The sequence below is a fragment of the Halothiobacillus diazotrophicus genome, assembly GCF_001663815.1.
In the GTDB taxonomy this organism is placed as follows: Bacteria; Pseudomonadota; Gammaproteobacteria; order Halothiobacillales; family Halothiobacillaceae; genus Halothiobacillus; species Halothiobacillus diazotrophicus.
Window position 1 is genome coordinate 2,118,520 of record NZ_CP016027.1, and the last position, 17,477, is coordinate 2,135,996.

14 protein-coding genes are annotated in these 17,477 nt (G+C 62.7%); 6 read left to right on the top strand and 8 right to left on the bottom strand.

What is annotated here, in order from left to right; translation table 11 throughout:
* Positions 1-28: 28 nt before the first annotated feature.
* Both A9404_RS09335 and A9404_RS09340 read right to left on the bottom strand, forming a co-directional pair.
* A complete protein-coding gene (locus A9404_RS09335; RefSeq protein ID WP_082922872.1) occupies positions 29-2,146 on the bottom strand; it encodes a cytochrome c biogenesis protein ResB in 2,118 nt (705 codons plus the stop codon).
* 156 nt (positions 2,147-2,302) lie between these two features.
* Entirely contained in the window at positions 2,303-2,941 is a 639-nt protein-coding gene (locus A9404_RS09340) for a c-type cytochrome (RefSeq protein WP_082922873.1), read from the bottom strand.
* A gap of 306 nt (positions 2,942-3,247) precedes the next feature.
* Here A9404_RS09340 and yihA point away from each other — a divergent pair, with 306 nt between their 5' ends.
* Positions 3,248-3,895, top strand: coding sequence for a ribosome biogenesis GTP-binding protein YihA/YsxC (gene yihA, locus A9404_RS09345; protein WP_066100684.1), 648 nt, complete (start codon positions 3,248-3,250; stop codon positions 3,893-3,895).
* 253 nt (positions 3,896-4,148) lie between these two features.
* On the top strand, positions 4,149-6,734 hold the full coding sequence (locus A9404_RS09350; RefSeq protein WP_156521299.1) for a GGDEF domain-containing protein: 2,586 nt from the start codon (positions 4,149-4,151) through the stop codon (positions 6,732-6,734).
* A 45-nt stretch (positions 6,735-6,779) separates the two neighbouring features.
* Here A9404_RS09350 and A9404_RS09355 read toward each other — a convergent pair whose 3' ends face one another.
* From A9404_RS09355 to A9404_RS09375, 6 genes are all read right to left on the bottom strand, one after another.
* On the bottom strand, positions 6,780-7,700 hold the full coding sequence (locus tag A9404_RS09355) for a LysR family transcriptional regulator (RefSeq protein WP_066100690.1): 921 nt from the start codon (positions 7,698-7,700) through the stop codon (positions 6,780-6,782).
* A gap of 86 nt (positions 7,701-7,786) precedes the next feature.
* Positions 7,787-9,151 carry a glutathione-disulfide reductase gene (gene gorA / locus A9404_RS09360; RefSeq protein WP_066100692.1) on the bottom strand — a complete coding sequence of 455 codons (1,365 nt, stop codon included), beginning with the start codon at positions 9,149-9,151 and terminating at the stop codon, positions 7,787-7,789.
* A 188-nt stretch (positions 9,152-9,339) separates the two neighbouring features.
* Positions 9,340-10,077 carry a glutathione peroxidase gene (locus tag A9404_RS09365; RefSeq protein WP_066100694.1) on the bottom strand — a complete coding sequence of 246 codons (738 nt, stop codon included), beginning with the start codon at positions 10,075-10,077 and terminating at the stop codon, positions 9,340-9,342.
* Positions 10,078-10,244: 167 nt separating this feature from the next.
* Positions 10,245-11,537 carry a diaminopimelate decarboxylase gene (gene lysA, locus A9404_RS09370; RefSeq protein ID WP_066100696.1) on the bottom strand — a complete coding sequence of 431 codons (1,293 nt, stop codon included), beginning with the start codon at positions 11,535-11,537 and terminating at the stop codon, positions 10,245-10,247.
* 24 nt (positions 11,538-11,561) lie between these two features.
* Entirely contained in the window at positions 11,562-11,720 is a 159-nt protein-coding gene (gene lptM / locus A9404_RS13435; RefSeq protein ID WP_156521300.1) for an LPS translocon maturation chaperone LptM, read from the bottom strand.
* Between the two features lie 86 nt (positions 11,721-11,806).
* Positions 11,807-13,117 carry an RsmB/NOP family class I SAM-dependent RNA methyltransferase gene (locus A9404_RS09375; protein ID WP_066100701.1) on the bottom strand — a complete coding sequence of 437 codons (1,311 nt, stop codon included), beginning with the start codon at positions 13,115-13,117 and terminating at the stop codon, positions 11,807-11,809.
* Between the two features lie 98 nt (positions 13,118-13,215).
* On the opposite strand from A9404_RS09375, the gene A9404_RS09380 reads away from it, so the two are divergent.
* From A9404_RS09380 to yajC, 4 genes are all read left to right on the top strand, one after another.
* Positions 13,216-14,028: an alpha/beta fold hydrolase gene (locus tag A9404_RS09380; RefSeq protein ID WP_066100704.1), complete on the top strand. Its 813-nt coding sequence runs from the start codon at positions 13,216-13,218 to the stop codon at positions 14,026-14,028.
* A gap of 704 nt (positions 14,029-14,732) precedes the next feature.
* Positions 14,733-15,818, top strand: a complete 1,086-nt coding sequence (gene queA / locus A9404_RS09385) for a tRNA preQ1(34) S-adenosylmethionine ribosyltransferase-isomerase QueA (protein WP_066100707.1) — start codon at positions 14,733-14,735, stop codon at positions 15,816-15,818.
* Positions 15,819-15,822: 4 nt separating this feature from the next.
* The gene (gene tgt / locus A9404_RS09390; protein WP_066100711.1) at positions 15,823-16,947 is read left to right on the top strand and encodes a tRNA guanosine(34) transglycosylase Tgt; all 1,125 of its coding nucleotides are present in this window, start codon (positions 15,823-15,825) and stop codon (positions 16,945-16,947) included.
* A gap of 175 nt (positions 16,948-17,122) precedes the next feature.
* Positions 17,123-17,467, top strand: coding sequence for a preprotein translocase subunit YajC (gene yajC / locus A9404_RS09395; protein WP_407645335.1), 345 nt, complete (start codon positions 17,123-17,125; stop codon positions 17,465-17,467).
* Positions 17,468-17,477 lie beyond the last annotated feature (10 nt).

Here is a 17,477-nt window from a genome sequence, read left to right on the forward strand (position 1 = left end):
CGGCTTCCCCGCACGAGTGCCTGTTGAATCAGGCTTGGTCTGATTTGTCGTCGGTCTTGGTTTTGGACTCTGTCACAGTCATAAGTTCAGTGCAAAATTCCGAGAAATCCTTGTCAAAATCAAGGTTTTTGCGGATGTCCGATCCGGCGGCCAGCAGGCGCGCCCCGGAGCCGTCCGGCTTGATCAGGATCCACTGACGCCGGTAATGGATGTAGAACAGCATGAAAATGCCGAGCACGAGCATGATGGCACCGAGATAGACGAACAGGGTGCCGGGTGCGCGCGAGATTTCCAGACCGGTCGACTGGATCTGCTGGAAGCTCGTCGGCTGGATGAAAATCGGTGCGCCATAGGCCGGGAGGGCGGAGATGGCGTCCATGGCATCGTCGAAGAACTTGGCATCCTTGTCGGTGAATTCCTTTTTGTCGCCCTGCTGCTGCAAGGTGTCGAGATAAGCGCGTTCCAGCACCGAGCGAACGACGCTGACCGAGGCCTGTTCCGCCTGTTTCGTCGCTTCGGGCGACAGCTTGCGCTTGGCGAGGGATTCGTCGATCTGCTGTTTCATCGCGCCGAAGCCCTGGGTCACGAACAGATGAACCAGTTGGGCGATGGAGGCGCTGGCCGATTGCGTCAGCGCGGTATGGGTGGCGTCGTCCTTGCCGGCGGCCTGACTGACCTCGCCGATGAGCTGGGCGGCAATCCGCTGGACCTGCTCGGGGTCGGACAGGGTGCCGAGGAAGGCCATGAAGGTCTTGATCGAGCCCTTGCTGTCTGCGGGGATGTACAGGTACTGCTGCTGGGCGCCGATTTCCCGCTTGACGCCGCTGAGGAAGTACTCGTGGCCCTTGAAGTCGATGGGCAGGAAGTAGTTCTGGTATTCGATGGCTTCACCCGCCGCGTTGCGGAGCTTGAAGGTGATCGACGGGCCGAAGTTCTTCTGATGGACGACCCCGTTGGGGCCGATTTCCGGGTTGATGTTGTACATCCGGAAGTCGGTGAATTCGAGCTGATACTTCTTGCCGTCGAAGTCGAAAGGTTTCTTCTGGAACACCGCGGAGTCGATCGGCTGTGCCACCCCGGCCTTGCCGGACAACTGCCAGGCATCCATCTTGAGCTTGGTGCCGCCATCGCCGAAGCTGGACTGGAAAATGTTGTAGCCCATGAAATGAACGGGGTGGTTGACCTCGATCGTTTCGGTGATTTCCTTGCCGGTCTTCTTGTCGGTCAGGGTGACGTTCGACTTGTAGGATTTCGGCATCCCGGTGTCGTAATGCTCGATCTGGAACTTGTTCACGAAGATCTTGAACGGCAGTTGCTGGACGACATAGCCGTCCTTGAGGCCGATGAAGGCGACGTCGCCCCATTTGCCTTCCGGAATGTTCACGTTGCCGCGGAAGGCCTGCAGTCCGCCGACGGGGATCTGACTGTCGGCGGGAACCTGGCTGACCGGGATGTCCGCCGTCTCGACCTTGACCATCCCCAGGGCATTCATCAGTTTCAGTTGCATCTTGCTGTCGAGCAGGCCGCCCAGCAGGATCACGACGATGCCCACGTGGGTCAGGATGTAGCCGATGCGATTCATGCCGCCCTTGCGGCCGGAAATCAGGATTTCATCCGGCTGTTGGCGGACCCGGCTCTTGAAACCCCAGCGTTGGAGGAGGTTCTGGGCCGGTTCGATCAACTGCTCGGGGGGCGTGGCGCTGTGCATTTCCGCGCGGTGGGCAAAGCCCCGCAGGGACTTTTCCTGAGCGTTCAGGCGGAAATTGCGGACGTCCCGAATGAAGGACGGGGCGTTGCGCGCCACGCAGGAAGAGGTGGACGCGACGAGAAACAGGAGGATCGACACGAACCAGGTGGCCGAGTAGACATCGTACAGGGACAGATTCTTGAATACGGCGAACCAGAAAGGCCCGAACTGATCCAGATAGTTGGTGAAGGATTCGTTCTGTTTCAGCACCGTGCCGATGACGGACGCGATGGCCAGGATGACCAGCAGCGTGATCGCCAGGTTCATCGAGGTCAGCCATGCGAGGACGCGCTTGGTGAGGCTCGGTTGCCGTGCGTGGGCCGATGCCGGGCGTTCGGCCCGATTGACGTCGTCGGTCATCGGCGTTTGTTGACCGGTGGAAATCATGGGATCGGACATGCGTGCTGCCTATGGTCGTGATCGGAATGAATGGAGTCGGGAGGCTGTTGGAGCGGGTTGGGGGGCGCAAGTTCCCCGAGTCGTGATTGTGTCGTTCCGTTGACCCGGGTTGGCGGGTCGCCCTGGCGACGCGGGCGATCCAATCCGATTCGGCGGTCAGTGGAAGGTGGCGATATGCTGCGCGACATCCTTCATGTCGTCGTCGGTCAGTTTGCTCGCGATGCTGACCATGATGCTGGCATGTTCGGTCTTGCGCTGGTCGTTGCGGTACGCCATCAGCGATTCGATGACGTACTGCGGCGTCAGGCCGCGCAAGGCGGGGAAACCCGCGGGCTGGTTACCCTCGCCCTGTGGGCCGTGACAGGCGGCGCAGGCGGCGATCGCGTTGCCGTGCCCGCCAAATTTCCAGAGATGGGCACCGGGAATGGAGTCGGTGGTTGCCGGTGCCTTGACCGTGCGGGTCTGTGCCGCGTAATAGGCGGCCACATCGGCGATCTGCGCATCGGTCAGATTCTTGGCCTGGGGTCCCATGATCGCATTGACGCGCTTGCCATCCCGGAAAGCATGCAGCTGTTCGGCCAGATAGCTCGCCGACTGCCCGGCGATGGACGGGAACGTCGGCATCGCGCTGTTGCCGTCCGCGCCGTGACACGCGGCACAGGTCTGGCTGACGGTCTTGCCGGCTGCGACATCGCCATTCGCGCTGGCGGCCGAGCAGCCCAGAAGGGCCAGCCCTAGGACTACGGCGGCACTGCGGAGGTGGGTCAAGGCGAATTGCATGTGTGAGTTGTTCATGGAGCACCCTTAAAAAAACCGGTTCAGGTCACGGCAACCATTGTGTGTGGATCCAGCGGCTGAGGCATCAATGCGGCAACAGGACGCTGAGGAATCTTCGGCCGTCCTGCACGAGGCCGACTATCTGTGAAACAATGCCGCCCTTGAGTGAGGGGGGTAGGCTCCGTGCGGGACAGCATTTTAGCAGCGAAAGTATGCGGATGTGATTCGGATCGATCAATACCCCATAAGTAAAGAGTCCTGCGTCACGGACTGCGTGTCTCGGTGCGGTGCGGGCGTGTGCGGTTGGCGCCTGGAGGAATGGCGATGGTTGATTTCAGGGCGGCATTTTTCATCAAGAGCGCGCCTTCCCCCATGGGGCTGGATGCGGATATCGGTCGGGAAATTGCGTTTGCGGGACGTTCGAATGCCGGAAAGTCGACGGTGCTCAATGCGTTGGTCGGACAAAAAAGCCTGGCGCGTACCTCGCGCACGCCCGGACGAACCCAGTTGATCAATCTATTCGGCTTGGGGGACGAATCCCGGCGGCTCGTGGATTTGCCCGGCTACGGCTATGCCAAGGTGCCGGCCGCGATGCGCCAGCGTTGGGGTGTCGCCCTGGCGAAGTATTTTGCCGAGCGTCGTTCCCTCGCCGGTGTTGTGGTGATCATGGATATCCGTCACCCCCTGAAGGATTCCGACCGGCAGATGATCGATTTCGCCCTGGACCGCGATTTGCCCGTGCTGTGCCTGCTCAACAAGGCCGATAAACTCAGCAACAATGAAATCAGCAAGACGGTGTTGTCTCTGCGACGCGATGCCGCGCTGTCGCAGGTCAGCTGGCTACCTTTTTCGGGGCTGCGTGGCCTCGGCGTACCCGAGGCGCGCTCCCTGTTGTCCGAATGGTTGAGTGAGTCGGAGCCGGAGGATGAGAGGGCGGACGCCGAACCGTCCGAAGGGACACCGGCGGGTTGATGATCGGACGCTGCACCGCGGCAGGGCAAAAGTTGCGCGTCGCCAAGGTGTTATGCGCTATGCTTCGAAAATCGGCATTTGCTTATGAAGTGATTCTGGCCGATCTGCGGACAGAAGCGTCGCGTCGGATTCCGGCCCGGCCACGGGCCGCTTTGTCCGGTGGGGGGTAGGCCACGGCGCAGTCGTCGTGATTGATTGTGAGGGATGTCAGGCTTTGCTACGGCGCATTTTTCGTTCTATTCGACTGTTGATCGTGGTTTCTGCGCTGGTGGTCTCGGTGCTCGTGGCCGGGGCCATGTATTGGGCGACCGTTTCCGTATTCGACCGTTCCGTGCGTCAATCTGCCGTCGAGATGTCCGCCTCGCTTGCCGACGGTACGTTCAACGCCATGTACCAGATCATGCGTCAGGGCTGGACGCGGGGTCAGCTCAACGAGTTCCTGCAAAGTATCCGCAGTCAGAACCAGCGCAATGCGGACAGTGCGCGCATCGAGTTGTACCGCGGCGACGAGGTCATCGCCCAGTTCGGCAAGATCGAGCAGCCGGAGCCGGATACCCAGGTTGCAGCTGCATTTGCATCCGGCCAGACGCAAGTCACGATGGCGCAGGGCGTGATTCGCTACGATCGTCCCCTGATCGCCGAGGCACAGTGCGTCCGTTGCCATACCCGGGCTCATGTCGGCGACGTGCTGGGCGTCATGTCGGTCACCCAGCCGGTCGCGGCCCTGACGAAGCGGGCGCATCAGGATCTGTTCGAGCGTCTGTTGCTCATTATGCCGCTGCCGTTTCTGGCGGCCTTCGTCATCGCGCTGTTTCTCGGCGGGCGCATGGCGCGTTCATTGCGGATTCTCAAGCGTTCCATCGGCCAGGTGGAGCGTGTCGAGGATCTGACGCACGTTCGGTTCAGCGATGCCCATACCGGTTTTTCCGAGTTGGATGACGTGCTGGTCGAGGTCGATCATCTGACCGATAAGGTGCGCAATCTCGCGGTCGATCGGAATCTGCTGGAATTCGAGATCCGTCTGCTCGAGCGATTCGTGATCACCTCCGATGTGGTGCGTGACTGGCGTCGCTATGTGCGTGACCTGCTGACCGAGATCAACACGGTCCTGCCGGTGCACGGCGTGTTTACGGCATTTACGGTCGGCGATCGGCCGCCGGGTATCGAGCTGTTCTGGCACGACGCGGTGACCGAACCCGTTGCGGCCACGGTCAGTTTCCGGGTGCAGACACGGGTCGGTGAAGTGCTTGGCGCCACCGTTGCCAATCTCATTCCTCGCCAGCACGCCCCGGAATCCAGCGGCCGCGCGCCCCTGATCAACGCTCGCCTGATCGATCTGCGTACCAAGGAAATCGCCATGGATACCCCGGTCATGCAGGGGGTGGTCGGTCTGATCATTCCCAGTGACCAGGATTTGTCGCCGGTCACGCGGCTGCTGATCGAGTCGATTCTCTCGACCATGCTCAATGTGGTCGGATCGGTCCGGGCGATCGAGAAACACACCGAGGATCTGGAGTTCTATGCCACCCGCGATCCGCTGACGCAGCTGTACAACCAGCGCATGTTCTGGTCCCTGCTGGAATATGAGGTCGGTCGGGCGCGGCGCCACGATTACCAGTTTGCCGTGCTGGTGATCGACATGGATAACTTCAAGAACATCAACGACAGCTACGGACACTCGTTCGGCGACGTGTTCCTCACCCAGGTTGCCAGCGCACTGCAGGATGGCCTGCGTGCCGGGGATATCCTGGCCCGTTACGGTGGCGACGAATTCGTGGCCATCCTGCCCGAAGCCGGCATTGCGGCGGCGGAAATGGTCGCGACACGCCTGCTGGAACGTCTGCGGGATCTTCAGGTCCGGACGCCCAACGGCGAAAGCGTGGGGGCGTCGCTCTCCATCGGCATGGCGATCGGCCTGACGCATGCCGATACGGCGCGCGGCCTGTTCGCGGTGGCCGACAGCCAGATGTACCGCGCCAAGCTGGGGGGCAAGAACCAGCTGGCCGTTCCCGATCCCATGTCGCCGGATCGGGATCTCATCGCCCCGATCGTCGATGATGACGCCTTGTTCCAGTCGCCGACCGATCAGACCCTGCAGCCCATCTTCCAACCGATTTTCTCCGTGCAGGATGCGCTTGTGGAGCGGGCGGACGAGTTGTTGCTGCAGCAGGTGGGCATGGAGGTCTTCGCCCGGATCTATGCGGGCAAGCGCTGGCGCGAGGCGCAGGACTTCATTGGCGTCATCGAGCACAACGGCAAGAACGAGGCCTTCGACCGGGCCCTGCTGGCGCGCGTATTGCGGCCGGAAATCGCCGAACAGTGCGAGGGCCTGATTTTCGTGAATATCTCTGCACGCACGGTGCGCTCGAACACCTTCCTGAACGATGTGGTCGCATGGGTTGACGCCTGTGGCCTCGCCCCCGAGCAGCTGGTGTTCGAGTTGAACGAGCGCGAGTCCCTGGCCGACATTGCGGTGTTCGACCGCTTCGTCGAGGCGCTGCACGGCCACGGATTCAAGTTCGCGATCGGCAACGCCAGTTCGGGGCACTGGGTCTTCCAGCACCTCCGGCGTTACGAGGTTGACTACGTCAAGGTTTCCGCCGATTGGCTGGTGACGCTGGAGCGCGTGTCTCGGGATCGGGCGTTCATCGATGGCCTGTTGGGTCTGGCGCGCGCCCTGTCGGTGACGGTGATCGCCCAGCGCGTCGAGACGGCCGAGCAGCTCGCATCGGTTCGAGCCGCCGGTATCACCTGGGTTCAGGGTCGTCTGCTGGCGCCGGAGGCCTCGTTGGCCGAAGGGTTCGTCTTCAACCGTCCGGATCAGCGCTTCACCCCCTGATCGCGGCGGTCCCGGGCGTATCGACGCCCGTATGCTGCCTGATGATCAGCCGAGGATCCGGATGTCGGTCAGTACCTTGCGGGCCGAGATCCGCGCGGCTTCGACGAAGGCCCGGGTATAGGCCAGATCCCGTTCGCCCGACCGGAATGCCAGGTACAGCGTGGACTTGAGACCGGCTTCGCCCAACGGGCGCGCCACGATGCTGCCTCGAGCCAGTTCGTCGGCGACGGCCCAGGCGGGCAGGGCCGCGACACCGCGACTGCTGGCCACCCACTGCGCAATCATCACCGTGAGTTCGGAGCTGCGGCTGGCCGCCGGCTCGATACCCGCCGGCGCCAGAAATCGCGCAAAGATGTCCAGCCGGTTGCGGTGTACGGGGTAGGTGATCACCGTCTCGTCGGCAAGCATGGCCGGCAGGATGAACGGCTCGGCCGTTAGCGGATGCTGCGGCGGAAGCGTCAGTACGATGTCGTACTCGAACAGCGGGACAAACGCGATGTCCGGATTTTCCACGGGGTCCGAGCTCACGACCACATCGATCAGGCCGCGCGCGAGGGCGTCCAGGGCATCGAAGCTGTGCGACAGCGACAGATCCGTATCGATGTTCGGCCATTGTTCGCGATAGGCGTCAAGTGTCGGCAGCAGCCAGGAAAAACAGGAATGGCATTCCAGCGCAATGAACAAGCGGCCGGTATCGCCACCCGCCAGCTGCCGCAGATCGCGATCCAGCGCGTCGATTTGCGGCATGATCAGGTTGGCCGCCTCCAGCAGGCGTCGCCCGGCCGGTGTGGGCTGCATGGGGCGTGAGCGGCGCGAGAACAGCTCGAGACCGTAATACTCCTCGATGGACCGGATCTGGTGCGACAGGGCGGATTGGGTCAGATGCAGCTGTTCGGCGGCGATCGCCATCGACTGGCTTTCGACCACGGCGCGGATGGTCCGCAGATGACGCAATTCGAGAAACATGCGTTATCGCCTCCTGCCAGGGGCGCGGTCAGTGGGCGCCGGATACCGGGGCAAAAACAGGCCGCCGGTATGGGGTTTCGGGCCGGTCAATCGCGCGGAACCTTGAGGGTCACGAGCTCTTCGGAGGCAGTGGGGTGAATGGCCACCGTATCGTCGAACTGAGCCTTGGTCAGGCCGGCTTTCACGGCGACCGAGAAACCCTGCAGCATTTCGTCGACGCCGTCGCCGATGATGTGCAGTCCTGCCACCCGCTGCTCGGTGCCGACGCAGACCAGTTTCATGGCCGTCTTGTAGCCCTGGGGCGAGAGCGCATAGCGCATCGGGGTGAAGCGGGTTTCGTAGATCGTCACGGCGTCGTCGCCGAACTGTTCGCGCGCGGCGGCCTCGGTCAGGCCGACCGTGCCGATGGGCGGATGGGCGAACACCACGGTCGGAATCGTGTCGTAGTTGAGCTTGGCTTCCGGTTTGTCGTTGAACAGGCGTTCGGCCAGCAGGCGCCCCGCGGCCACGGCGACCGGTGTGAGCGGGACGCGCCCCGTGATGTCGCCCAGGGCGTAGACGCCGGGTACGTTGGTGTTCTGGTAGGCGTCGGTCGGTACGATGCCGTTGCGCTCGACCGTGACCCCGACCGTCTCCAGGCCGATGTCCCGGGTATTCGGTGCCCGGCCAACCGCCCAGATGATCGTGTCGAACGGCCCCAGGCGCTGACCGTCGGCACCCTCGATGAATTTGCCCTCGGGGGTGTCGACAAGTTGCTGCACCTTGAACGGCAGGTGCAGAGACACCCCCAGTGCCTGCAGGTTTTCAGTGGCGGTTTCCCGCAGAATCGCGTCGAACGGGGCGATGATCGAGTCCAGCATGTCGAGCAGGGTTACCGCGCTGCCGAGCGACTGGAGGACCCCGGCCAGTTCGACGCCGATATAGCCGCCGCCGATGACGGCAACCCGTTCCGGCAGCGATTCGATATCGAAGAACCCGTCTGAGGTGATGCCGAGTTCGGCGCCGGGGACCGGCGGCACGAACGGACGCCCGCCGGTGGAGACGACGATGTGCGGCGCCGTATAGGTCTGGTCGCCGACGGCCACGGTGTCCGCCGCCGTCAACTTGCCGTATCCGGGGATCACGGTGATGCCCATGTCCTTCGCGTAGCCGTCCCAGTAGTCCGTGATGTGGCGAATATACGTGCGACGGCCGTCGACCAGCTTCTTGAAGTCGATCCGGTCGTGAATCGGGGTGAACCCCCAGCCTTCCGCTTCGTGGCGGGCATGGGCCAGGTTGGCGGCGTACCACATGACTTTCTTGGGCACGCAACCCAGGTTGACGCAGGTGCCGCCGAGCTTGGCGGGTTCGATGATGGCAACCCGGCGACCGTGTTGCGCCGCCCGCTCGGCCACGGCCAGGCCGCCCGAGCCCCCACCGAGCACGATCAGGTCAAAGGTGTGTTCCGTCATGATGCGTCTCCAGAAAATATGTCGTCGAAATCAACCGGGTATGAACCGAAATCCAAGCGCATCGCGGGTGTCGTGAGATGCGCTTGGGTTTCGGTCGAAAGGGTCTGGACACCCGACCGCGGCGTTCCGCTCCGGTCGGGGTCGGGATCATCGAGGGGCGGTGATTCCCTTCGTGATCCGCGTGCAGGTTACGAACGGCTTGCCAGCCAGTCCGCCAGCTTGTCGCTGCCGCCGATCAGCTTGCCGTCAATGAAGACCTGCGGTACGGCGTCGGAACCGGAGACCGCGCGCAGGCCGCGCAGGGTGACCTGATGGCCCACGTCGATCTCGTCGAAGGCGATGCCGGCATCGTGCAGCATGCCCTTGGCACGTGCGCAGAACGGGCACAGGCGGCGGGTGAAGATCAGGACTTCGTTCGGCTTGACGGCATTCGGCGCCAACCAGTCGAGCATGGTGTCGGCATCGGAAACTTCATACGGGTCGCCTTCGACTTCCGGCTCGATGAACATCTTCTCGATCACGCCGTCCTTGACCAGCATGGAATAGCGCCAGGAGCGCTTGCCGAAGCCCAGGTTCTCCTTGTCGACCAGCAGGCCCATGCCTTCGGTGAATTCGCCGTTGCCGTCCGGGATGAACTGGATGTTCTCGGCTTTCTGATCGGCCGCCCATTCGTTCATCACGAAGGTGTCGTTCACGGAGAGGCACAGGATACTGTCGACGCCGTGCTTGAAGAACACCGGGGCGAGTTCGTTGAACCGCGGTACGTGGCTGGATGAGCAGGTGGGGGTGAATGCACCGGGCAGGGAGAACACCGCCACGGTCTTGCCCTTGAACAGGTCGTCGGTGGTGACGTCGACCCACTGGTTGTTCTGGCGGGTGTGGAAAGTCACTTGCGGTACGCGCTGGCCTTCACGATTCTCGAACATCTTGAACTCCTTAGGAAAGCGATGATGAAAGGATGCGTCAACGATCTAAAACCCAAATCATTGAACCTTGATGACAATACCCAAGGCCCGGGAGAAACCGAAATTGAATTTCTCCATGGGTTTGATAGCCGTTCTCTATGAATGTTCGACCGGACCCGTTTTTCCGCTTATCGCAGCGTGTCGGGGATCATCTCGTTGGCCCAGAGGGATTCGACAGTCTCCCGGGCGCGGACGAGACGCGCTTCACCGGCATCGATCAGGACCTCGGCCGGTCGCCCCCGGGTGTTGTAGTTCGATGCCATGGAAAAACCATAGGCGCCGGCACCGAGAACCGCAAGGAGATCGCCCGGGGCGAGGGCCAGATTGCGGGCATGGCCCAGAAAATCCCCGGTCTCGCAGACCGGGCCCACGATTTCCCAGGTGGCGGGCGGCAGGGTTGCATGTGGCGTCACCGGCTCGATGGCCATCACGCTGCTGTAGAGGGCGGGGCGCATCAGGTCGTTCATGGCCGCGTCGACGATCGCGAAGGATTTGCCGTCGTCGGGATGGGGCTTGAGGTATTCGACCCGGGTCAGCAGGACGCCCGCGGGGCCGACGAGAAAGCGCCCGGGCTCCAGGTAGATCGGCAGGTGCCGTGCGATCGGGTGCGCATCGACGATGTCCACGACGGCACGTACCCAGTCCGCGGCGTCCGGCGGCGTTTCGTCGGTATAGCGGATACCCAGCCCGCCGCCGAGGTCGAGGTGCTTGATCTCGATGCCTTCCAGCACGAGCTGATCCAGCAACGCCAGCACGCGCGCTGCCGCATCGGAAAACGGCGTCACGTCGGTCAGCTGGGAGCCGATGTGGCAGTCGATCCCCACCACGCTGAGATGCGGGTCTCGGGCGGCCTGGCGATAAAGCGCCGGTGCATGCGCGATCGGAATGCCGAACTTGTTGTCCTTGAGACCCGTGGAGATGTAAGGGTGGGTCTTGGCGTCCACATCGGGGTTGACGCGCAGCGAGATGGGCGCGATCCGGTCCATCTCGCGGGCAATCTCGCTGACCCGGCTCAGTTCGGCCGCGGATTCCACGTTCAGGCAGCCGATCCCGGCCTCGAGGGCCGCCGCGATTTCATCACGCCGCTTGCCGACGCCGGAAAACACGATCTTGTGGGGCGCGCCGCCCGCAGCCAGCACCCGCTGGAGTTCACCGCCGGATACGATGTCGAACCCGGCGCCCAGACGTGCGAGCAGGGCGAGGATGGCCAGATTGCTGTTGGCCTTGACGGCGTAGCAGATCTGATGCGGTCGATCGCCGAAGGCTCGGGTCAGGTCGGAATAGGCCTGCGCGATAGCGCTTCGTGCATAGACGTAGGTCGGCGTGCCGAAGTCCCGGGCGATCCGGCTCAGGGGCGTGCCATCCAGGCTCAGTTCGTGTTCCGCGCCGCGCGCGAGATGGGCATAGGGTAATGGATTCATGATGGTGGTGGTGGGGGGTGATGTTCAGGGTTGGGCTTTCGTGCCGGACGTCGCCGGTGCGGCAGATTGCTGAGGCGCATCCTGCTGTTGGGGCAGGATGAGGGGACCTTTCTGGCCGCAGCCGCTCAAGAGCACGGCGCATAGGGCCAGGCCGAGGTATCCGACGAGGTGGCGACAGGTCATGATGGGTTCCGGATTTCGAGGTGATTGAGCTCGTAGTGTGCCAGTTCGGTCACCGGTTTTCGAGCGCGCCTGCATGCATTACCGGGTTAGTCCCGGGGGGCGGCAAGCACGGCAAAGAAGAAGCCGTCACTGCCCTGTCGGTCCGGTCGCAGACGGGCCATGCCGTTCGGGTCCGTCTCCACATGGCGGCTGATCTCTTCCGGCAGGGCGGTCAGGCGCCAGTTCGGGTGCCGCGCCAGAAACGCCATGACCTGCACTTCGTTCTCTTCCCGCCAGAGACTGCAGGTCGCATAAACGAGCAGACCGCCTGGTCGGGTCAACATGGCCCCTTCGTCCAGCAGGCGGCTTTGCGTGGTGCAGAGGGCGGCCAGATCGATGTCCGCCTGTTTCAGTTCCGGGTGTCGCCGGAACGTGCCCGACCCCGAGCAGGGCGCGTCGACGAGCACGCGATCGAAGGGCGCGCGTTGGGTCAGTGCCGGGTCCTTGCCCGAGACGATCGGCAGGCATTCGATGTTGTTCAGGCCGGCGCGACGACTCCGTTCGGGCAGTCGCGCCAGTCGGTCTGCGTCCACGTCGCAGGCCAGAATTCGTCCCCGCGTCCCCACGGCCTGGGCCAGACCCAGCGACTTGCCGCCCGCACCGGCACACAGGTCGAGAACGTGCTGGCCCTCGGCCGCCTGGCAGGCGGCAGTGATCCATTGGCTGCCGGCATCCTGAATCTCGAATGCGCCGGCGCGGTAGCTGGGCAGCCCAGTCAGGGCGGCGCTGTCGTGGATGCGAATGCCCAGCGGTAGGCCGGGTATGGGCGTGCCGCGAATCCCGGTGCTTGCCAGATCGGCTAGAACTTCGTCACGCGTCCCCCCGCCCACATTGACGCGGAGGTCCGTCGGTGCACGTTCAAGGAGGGCTGTGGCGACGGCAGCGGCTGCGTCGCCGAAGGCCTCGATCAACCGCCGGCTATCCGCGTCGGACAGGCTGAACTGCATGCCAAGTGCGGGCACGGGGTCCGCAGCCATCACCAGGGGACTGGCGATGACTGCGGTATCGACGCCGGTCAGTTCGCTCAGGCGCTCATCGAGTCGCCCGGCGCACTTCAGCGCCATGCCCAGTCGACCAAGCGTCGACGTCGGGTTCGGGGCGAGCAGTGTGTCGAGCAGTCGCCAATGCCGCAGGACGAAAAAGACGAGTGTCTGAAGGATCAGTCGATCGCGCTTGCCGAGCTTGCGTTCCGCGCGGAAGGCCTGATGCAGCACCCGATCGCTGGCCTGGCCCTGTTCCCTGATCTGGTCGATGAGCGCCGCGGCGCGCGTCAGTTGTTGCGGAAAGATGCGGCAGTCGGGCAGATCGATGGTCGGCAGTGCGCTACACGGGGCGTTTTGGGGGGCGATGGCATTCATGCGTGCATGATTGCACGAAGCGCGTGCATTTTCCCGTGGAGGCGGTCTGTTAGTATGTGCGGATTGTTCAATTTTCGGCGCAATGGAAAATCAGGTCTATGTCTCAGCCCGTCTCACTCAACTTCGAAGAATCCGGTGGCGGCCTGCCGGTGCTCATCATGCACGGCTTGTTCGGCTCGCTGGCGAATTGGCGTGGAGTTGCCCGGTCGCTGTCGGACACGTACCGGGTCATCAATCTGGATTTGCGCAATCATGGTCGATCCCCCTGGGCACCCGGCCTGAGTTATTCCGACATGGCCGATGACGTGTTGCGGCTCATGGATCGACTGGGTCTGGAGCGTGCCAAGCTGATCGGTCATTCGTTGGGCGGGAAGTTGGCGATGGTCCTGGCCGATCGCGCGCCGGAGCGATTTACCCGAATGGTCGTGGTCGACATCGCACCCAAGGCCTATCCTGCCTGGCACCAGGACGTTTTTGCGGCATTGCGCGCGGTTGATCTGACGGCGATCGAGTCGCGGGACGAAGCGCGCATGCAAATGGCACAGCATGTGTTCGATCCCGAAGTGCGGGCGTTCCTGACCGCAAACCTCATGCATGGACCGGATGCGGGATGGCATTGGCGCTTCAATCTGGAGGAGCTTGCCCGGGCCTATCCCGAAACCTCTCTCATGCCGGTGCTTCACGGTTTTTTCTGCGGCCCCGCGTTGTTCATCCGGGGTGCCGGTTCGGCCTACATCGAGCCGGTTGACGAGCCGTTGATGTCACGTCAGTTTCCCGGCAGTTGCCTGTGTACCCTGCCCCGGGCCAAGCACTGGCCGCATGTGGAAGATCCGCAGGGATTTCTGCAGGCGGTTCGCCGTTTTTTTGTCAGTGGCTGCGATTCGTTTCAGAGCCTCGATCACGCTCTGTGAGCATGTGATGCTCGATCTGTAGGATTATTCCTACACGATTAACCGCTTATTCTGACGGAACTTGCCCCCGTTCACGCTACAACTTGTCACAGATGTTCGTCATGATGGCCTCGTGTTCGGAAACACAGCGGCAGGACGCCGATTTTGTCTGTTCATGGATGATCAGACAGCACTCAATGGATCGATGCCCAAGGATGGGCTGGCCACGGCAGGGATGCCGTGGCCGAACTGCTTTCGGATGAGCAGCGTGACCAGGGATGACTTGTTACCAGGGATGACTTGTTACCAGGGATGACCTGTGACCAGGGATGACCTGTGACCAGGGATGATCAAGGGATCAACGAAGGATTCACACGGAAGTCTTCAGGATGATGCGCAAGGATGCGGCGGCAGGATGCCGACAGGGAAGCGTGTTGTACTGGACAGGATGTCTTGCAGAGGTTCGGGACGAATCTCCTTCGCGCGTGGCCGTAGGATTGCTCGGCTGCGGGCCGCCCAGGGATGGGCAAAACTGATCAGTTCAACCTTTGACTGTGTCCATGACGGGCATGTCAGGATCGAACCATGGAACGGGTTCTTGGCCAGGATGGCCTTTTCTGCTTGATTTCCCCGCCCTATTCACAAAGCAACCGCCGTATTGGGCACTGAAGGGCCGATGTCACCGCTACAGCCCGAATTGTCAGCCGTGATAGACTGCGCGCGCCATGCATACCCAACTTTTTGATTACGACCTGCCCCAGGAGCTCATTGCGCTGCGCCCCGCGGAGCCGAGAGAGTCCGCACGTCTGCTGATTCTGGATGACGACGCCCCCGGTGGCCTGAAAGACGCCTATATTGCCGATTTCCCGGACCTGCTGCGTGCGGGCGACTTGCTTGTGCTGAACGACACCCGGGTTATTCCGGCGCGCGTTTTCGGACAGAAGGAAAGCGGTGGTCGGGTCGAGATCCTGGTCGAACGTCTTGTCGACACCCAGTCCGCGTGGTGCCATGTACGAGCGAGCAAGTCTCCGAAGATGGGTGGGTGTCTGGACATGGAGGGCGGGGTGCGGTTGACGGTCGCTGCTCGCGATGAGGGCCTTTTTCTATTGCAACTGGTGCCGGGAGCCACCGAAACGGATTTTCTGGGCTGGTTGAAACGGGCGGGGCACATGCCGCTGCCGCCGTATATTGATCGTGCCGACGATGCGGCCGATCGCGCCGACTACCAGACGGTTTTCGCGCGCCGGGACGGCGCGGTGGCCGCACCGACGGCCAGCCTGCATCTGACCGCCTCGCTGTTGGCGCAGATCGCGGCGCGTGGCGTGGAAACGACCTTCGTGACCTTGCATGTGGGGGCCGGTACGTTCCAGCCCGTGCGCGTGACCGACATCTCCGCCCACAAGATGCACCGGGAGTGGCTGGATGTCCCCGCGGCGGCGGCGGACGCGATCAAGGCGGCCCGGGCACGGGGCGGCCGGGTCGTGTGCGTGGGAACGACGGCCGTGCGCGCCCTGGAAACGGCTGCGCGCGCCCATCCGGAGGCGGCCGCGCGCCGAGAAGTCGGCGCCTACCAGGGGGATACGTCGCTCTTTCTGTATCCGGGGCAGCCGACCTATGTGGTGGATGCGCTGCTGACCAATTTCCACCTGCCGCAATCGACGCTGTTGATGCTGGTGAGCGCCCTGGCTGGCCGTGAGCGCATGCTGGCGGCCTATGAGCATGCCGTTGCTCACGGTTACCGGTTCTTCAGTTACGGCGATGCCGTATTCATTCCAGTCACGTCATCCGGGCACGCGCCCGACAACGGATAGGCCTATGCAATTTGAATTGAAGGGGTCCGATGGCGGCGCACGGCGCGGCGAACTCCGCTTTGTGCGCGGCACGATCCAGACGCCGGCCTTCATGCCGGTGGGTACTTACGGCACGGTCAAATCGGTCGACCCGCTCGAGGTCGAGGCGTTGGGTGCCGAGATCATCCTCGGCAATACCTTCCATCTGATGTTGCGCCCGGGTACCGATGTGATCCGCGCCCATGGCGACCTGCATGATTTCATGGGCTGGCAGAAGCCGATCCTGACGGACTCGGGCGGGTTTCAGGTCTTCTCCCTGGCGGACATGCGCAAGATCACGGAGGAAGGGGCGCGCTTCCAGTCGCCTGTGGATGGTTCACCGGTGCTGCTGACCCCCGAGCGCTCGATGCAGATCCAGCACGAACTGGGCTCGGACATCGTGATGATCTTCGACGAATGTACGCCGTATCCGGCGACCCCGATCGAGGCGGGCGAATCAATGCGCCTGTCCCTGCGCTGGGCACAACGTTCCCGCGCCGCATTCGACCAGCTCAAGCCGGACAACACGGATACGGCGCTGTTCGGCATCGTGCAGGGCGGCATGTATCCGGCGCTGCGCCAGGAGTCCGCGGCCGGATTGCAGGACATCGGGTTCGACGGCTATGCGATCGGCGGGCTGTCCGTGGGCGAGCCGATGGACGAGCGAAATCATGTGCTGGAGGCGACCACGCCCCTGCTGCCGAACGATCGGCCGCGATATCTCATGGGGGTGGGCAAGCCGGAGGATCTCGTCGAGTCCGTCGCACGCGGTGTCGACATGTTCGACTGCGTCATGCCGACCCGCAACGCGCGCAACGGTCACCTGTTCACCCGCTATGGCGATATCAAGCTGCGCAACGCGCGATATGTCCGGGACACCCGGCCCCTGGACGAAACCTGCACCTGCACGACCTGTCAGCGCTACAGCCGCGCCTATCTCAAGCATCTGGACCGCTGCGGCGAATTGCTGGGTTCCCGACTCAACACGATCCACAACCTGCATTATTACCAGACGCTGATGCGCGAAATCCGTGCGTCGATCGAGGCGGGGCAGTTCGAGGCGTTCCGTCGGCAGTTCCATGCCGATCGTGCGCGCGGCATCGAGGCATAGCCGACCTGCGGGGTGCGGGACAACCCGCCCGGCACGTCGAACCACGGGTTGCCCGTCTTGCCAAAACACCGGGAACTTGCCGGGTCTGTGGCATACTAACGAACGCATTATTCGCGGGTCGACTGGTTTGACTTGATGATCAATTCACAAAACAACGTGTTACGAGGAGTACAGCATAATGTTCCTGATTTCGGATGCCCTGGCTGAAGCAGCGCCCGCCGCGGCCCAGCAGCCCAGTATGATTGCAACGTTCTTGCCGCTGGTGCTGATTTTCGGTGTCATGTACTTCCTGCTGATTCGTCCTCAGGTCAAGCGTCAGAAAGAACACAAGAAGCTGGTCGAAGCGATCGAGAAAGGCGATGAGGTCATCACCAACGGCGGCATGCTGGGACGCGTGATCAAGCTGTCGGACGGCTTCATCACCATCGAAGTCTCCGATGGCGTGACCGTGGTCGTGCAGCGGCAGGCCGTGGCAACCGTCATGCCCAAGGGTACGCTCAAGGACATGCGCGACGCGTAATCCTTCCCAT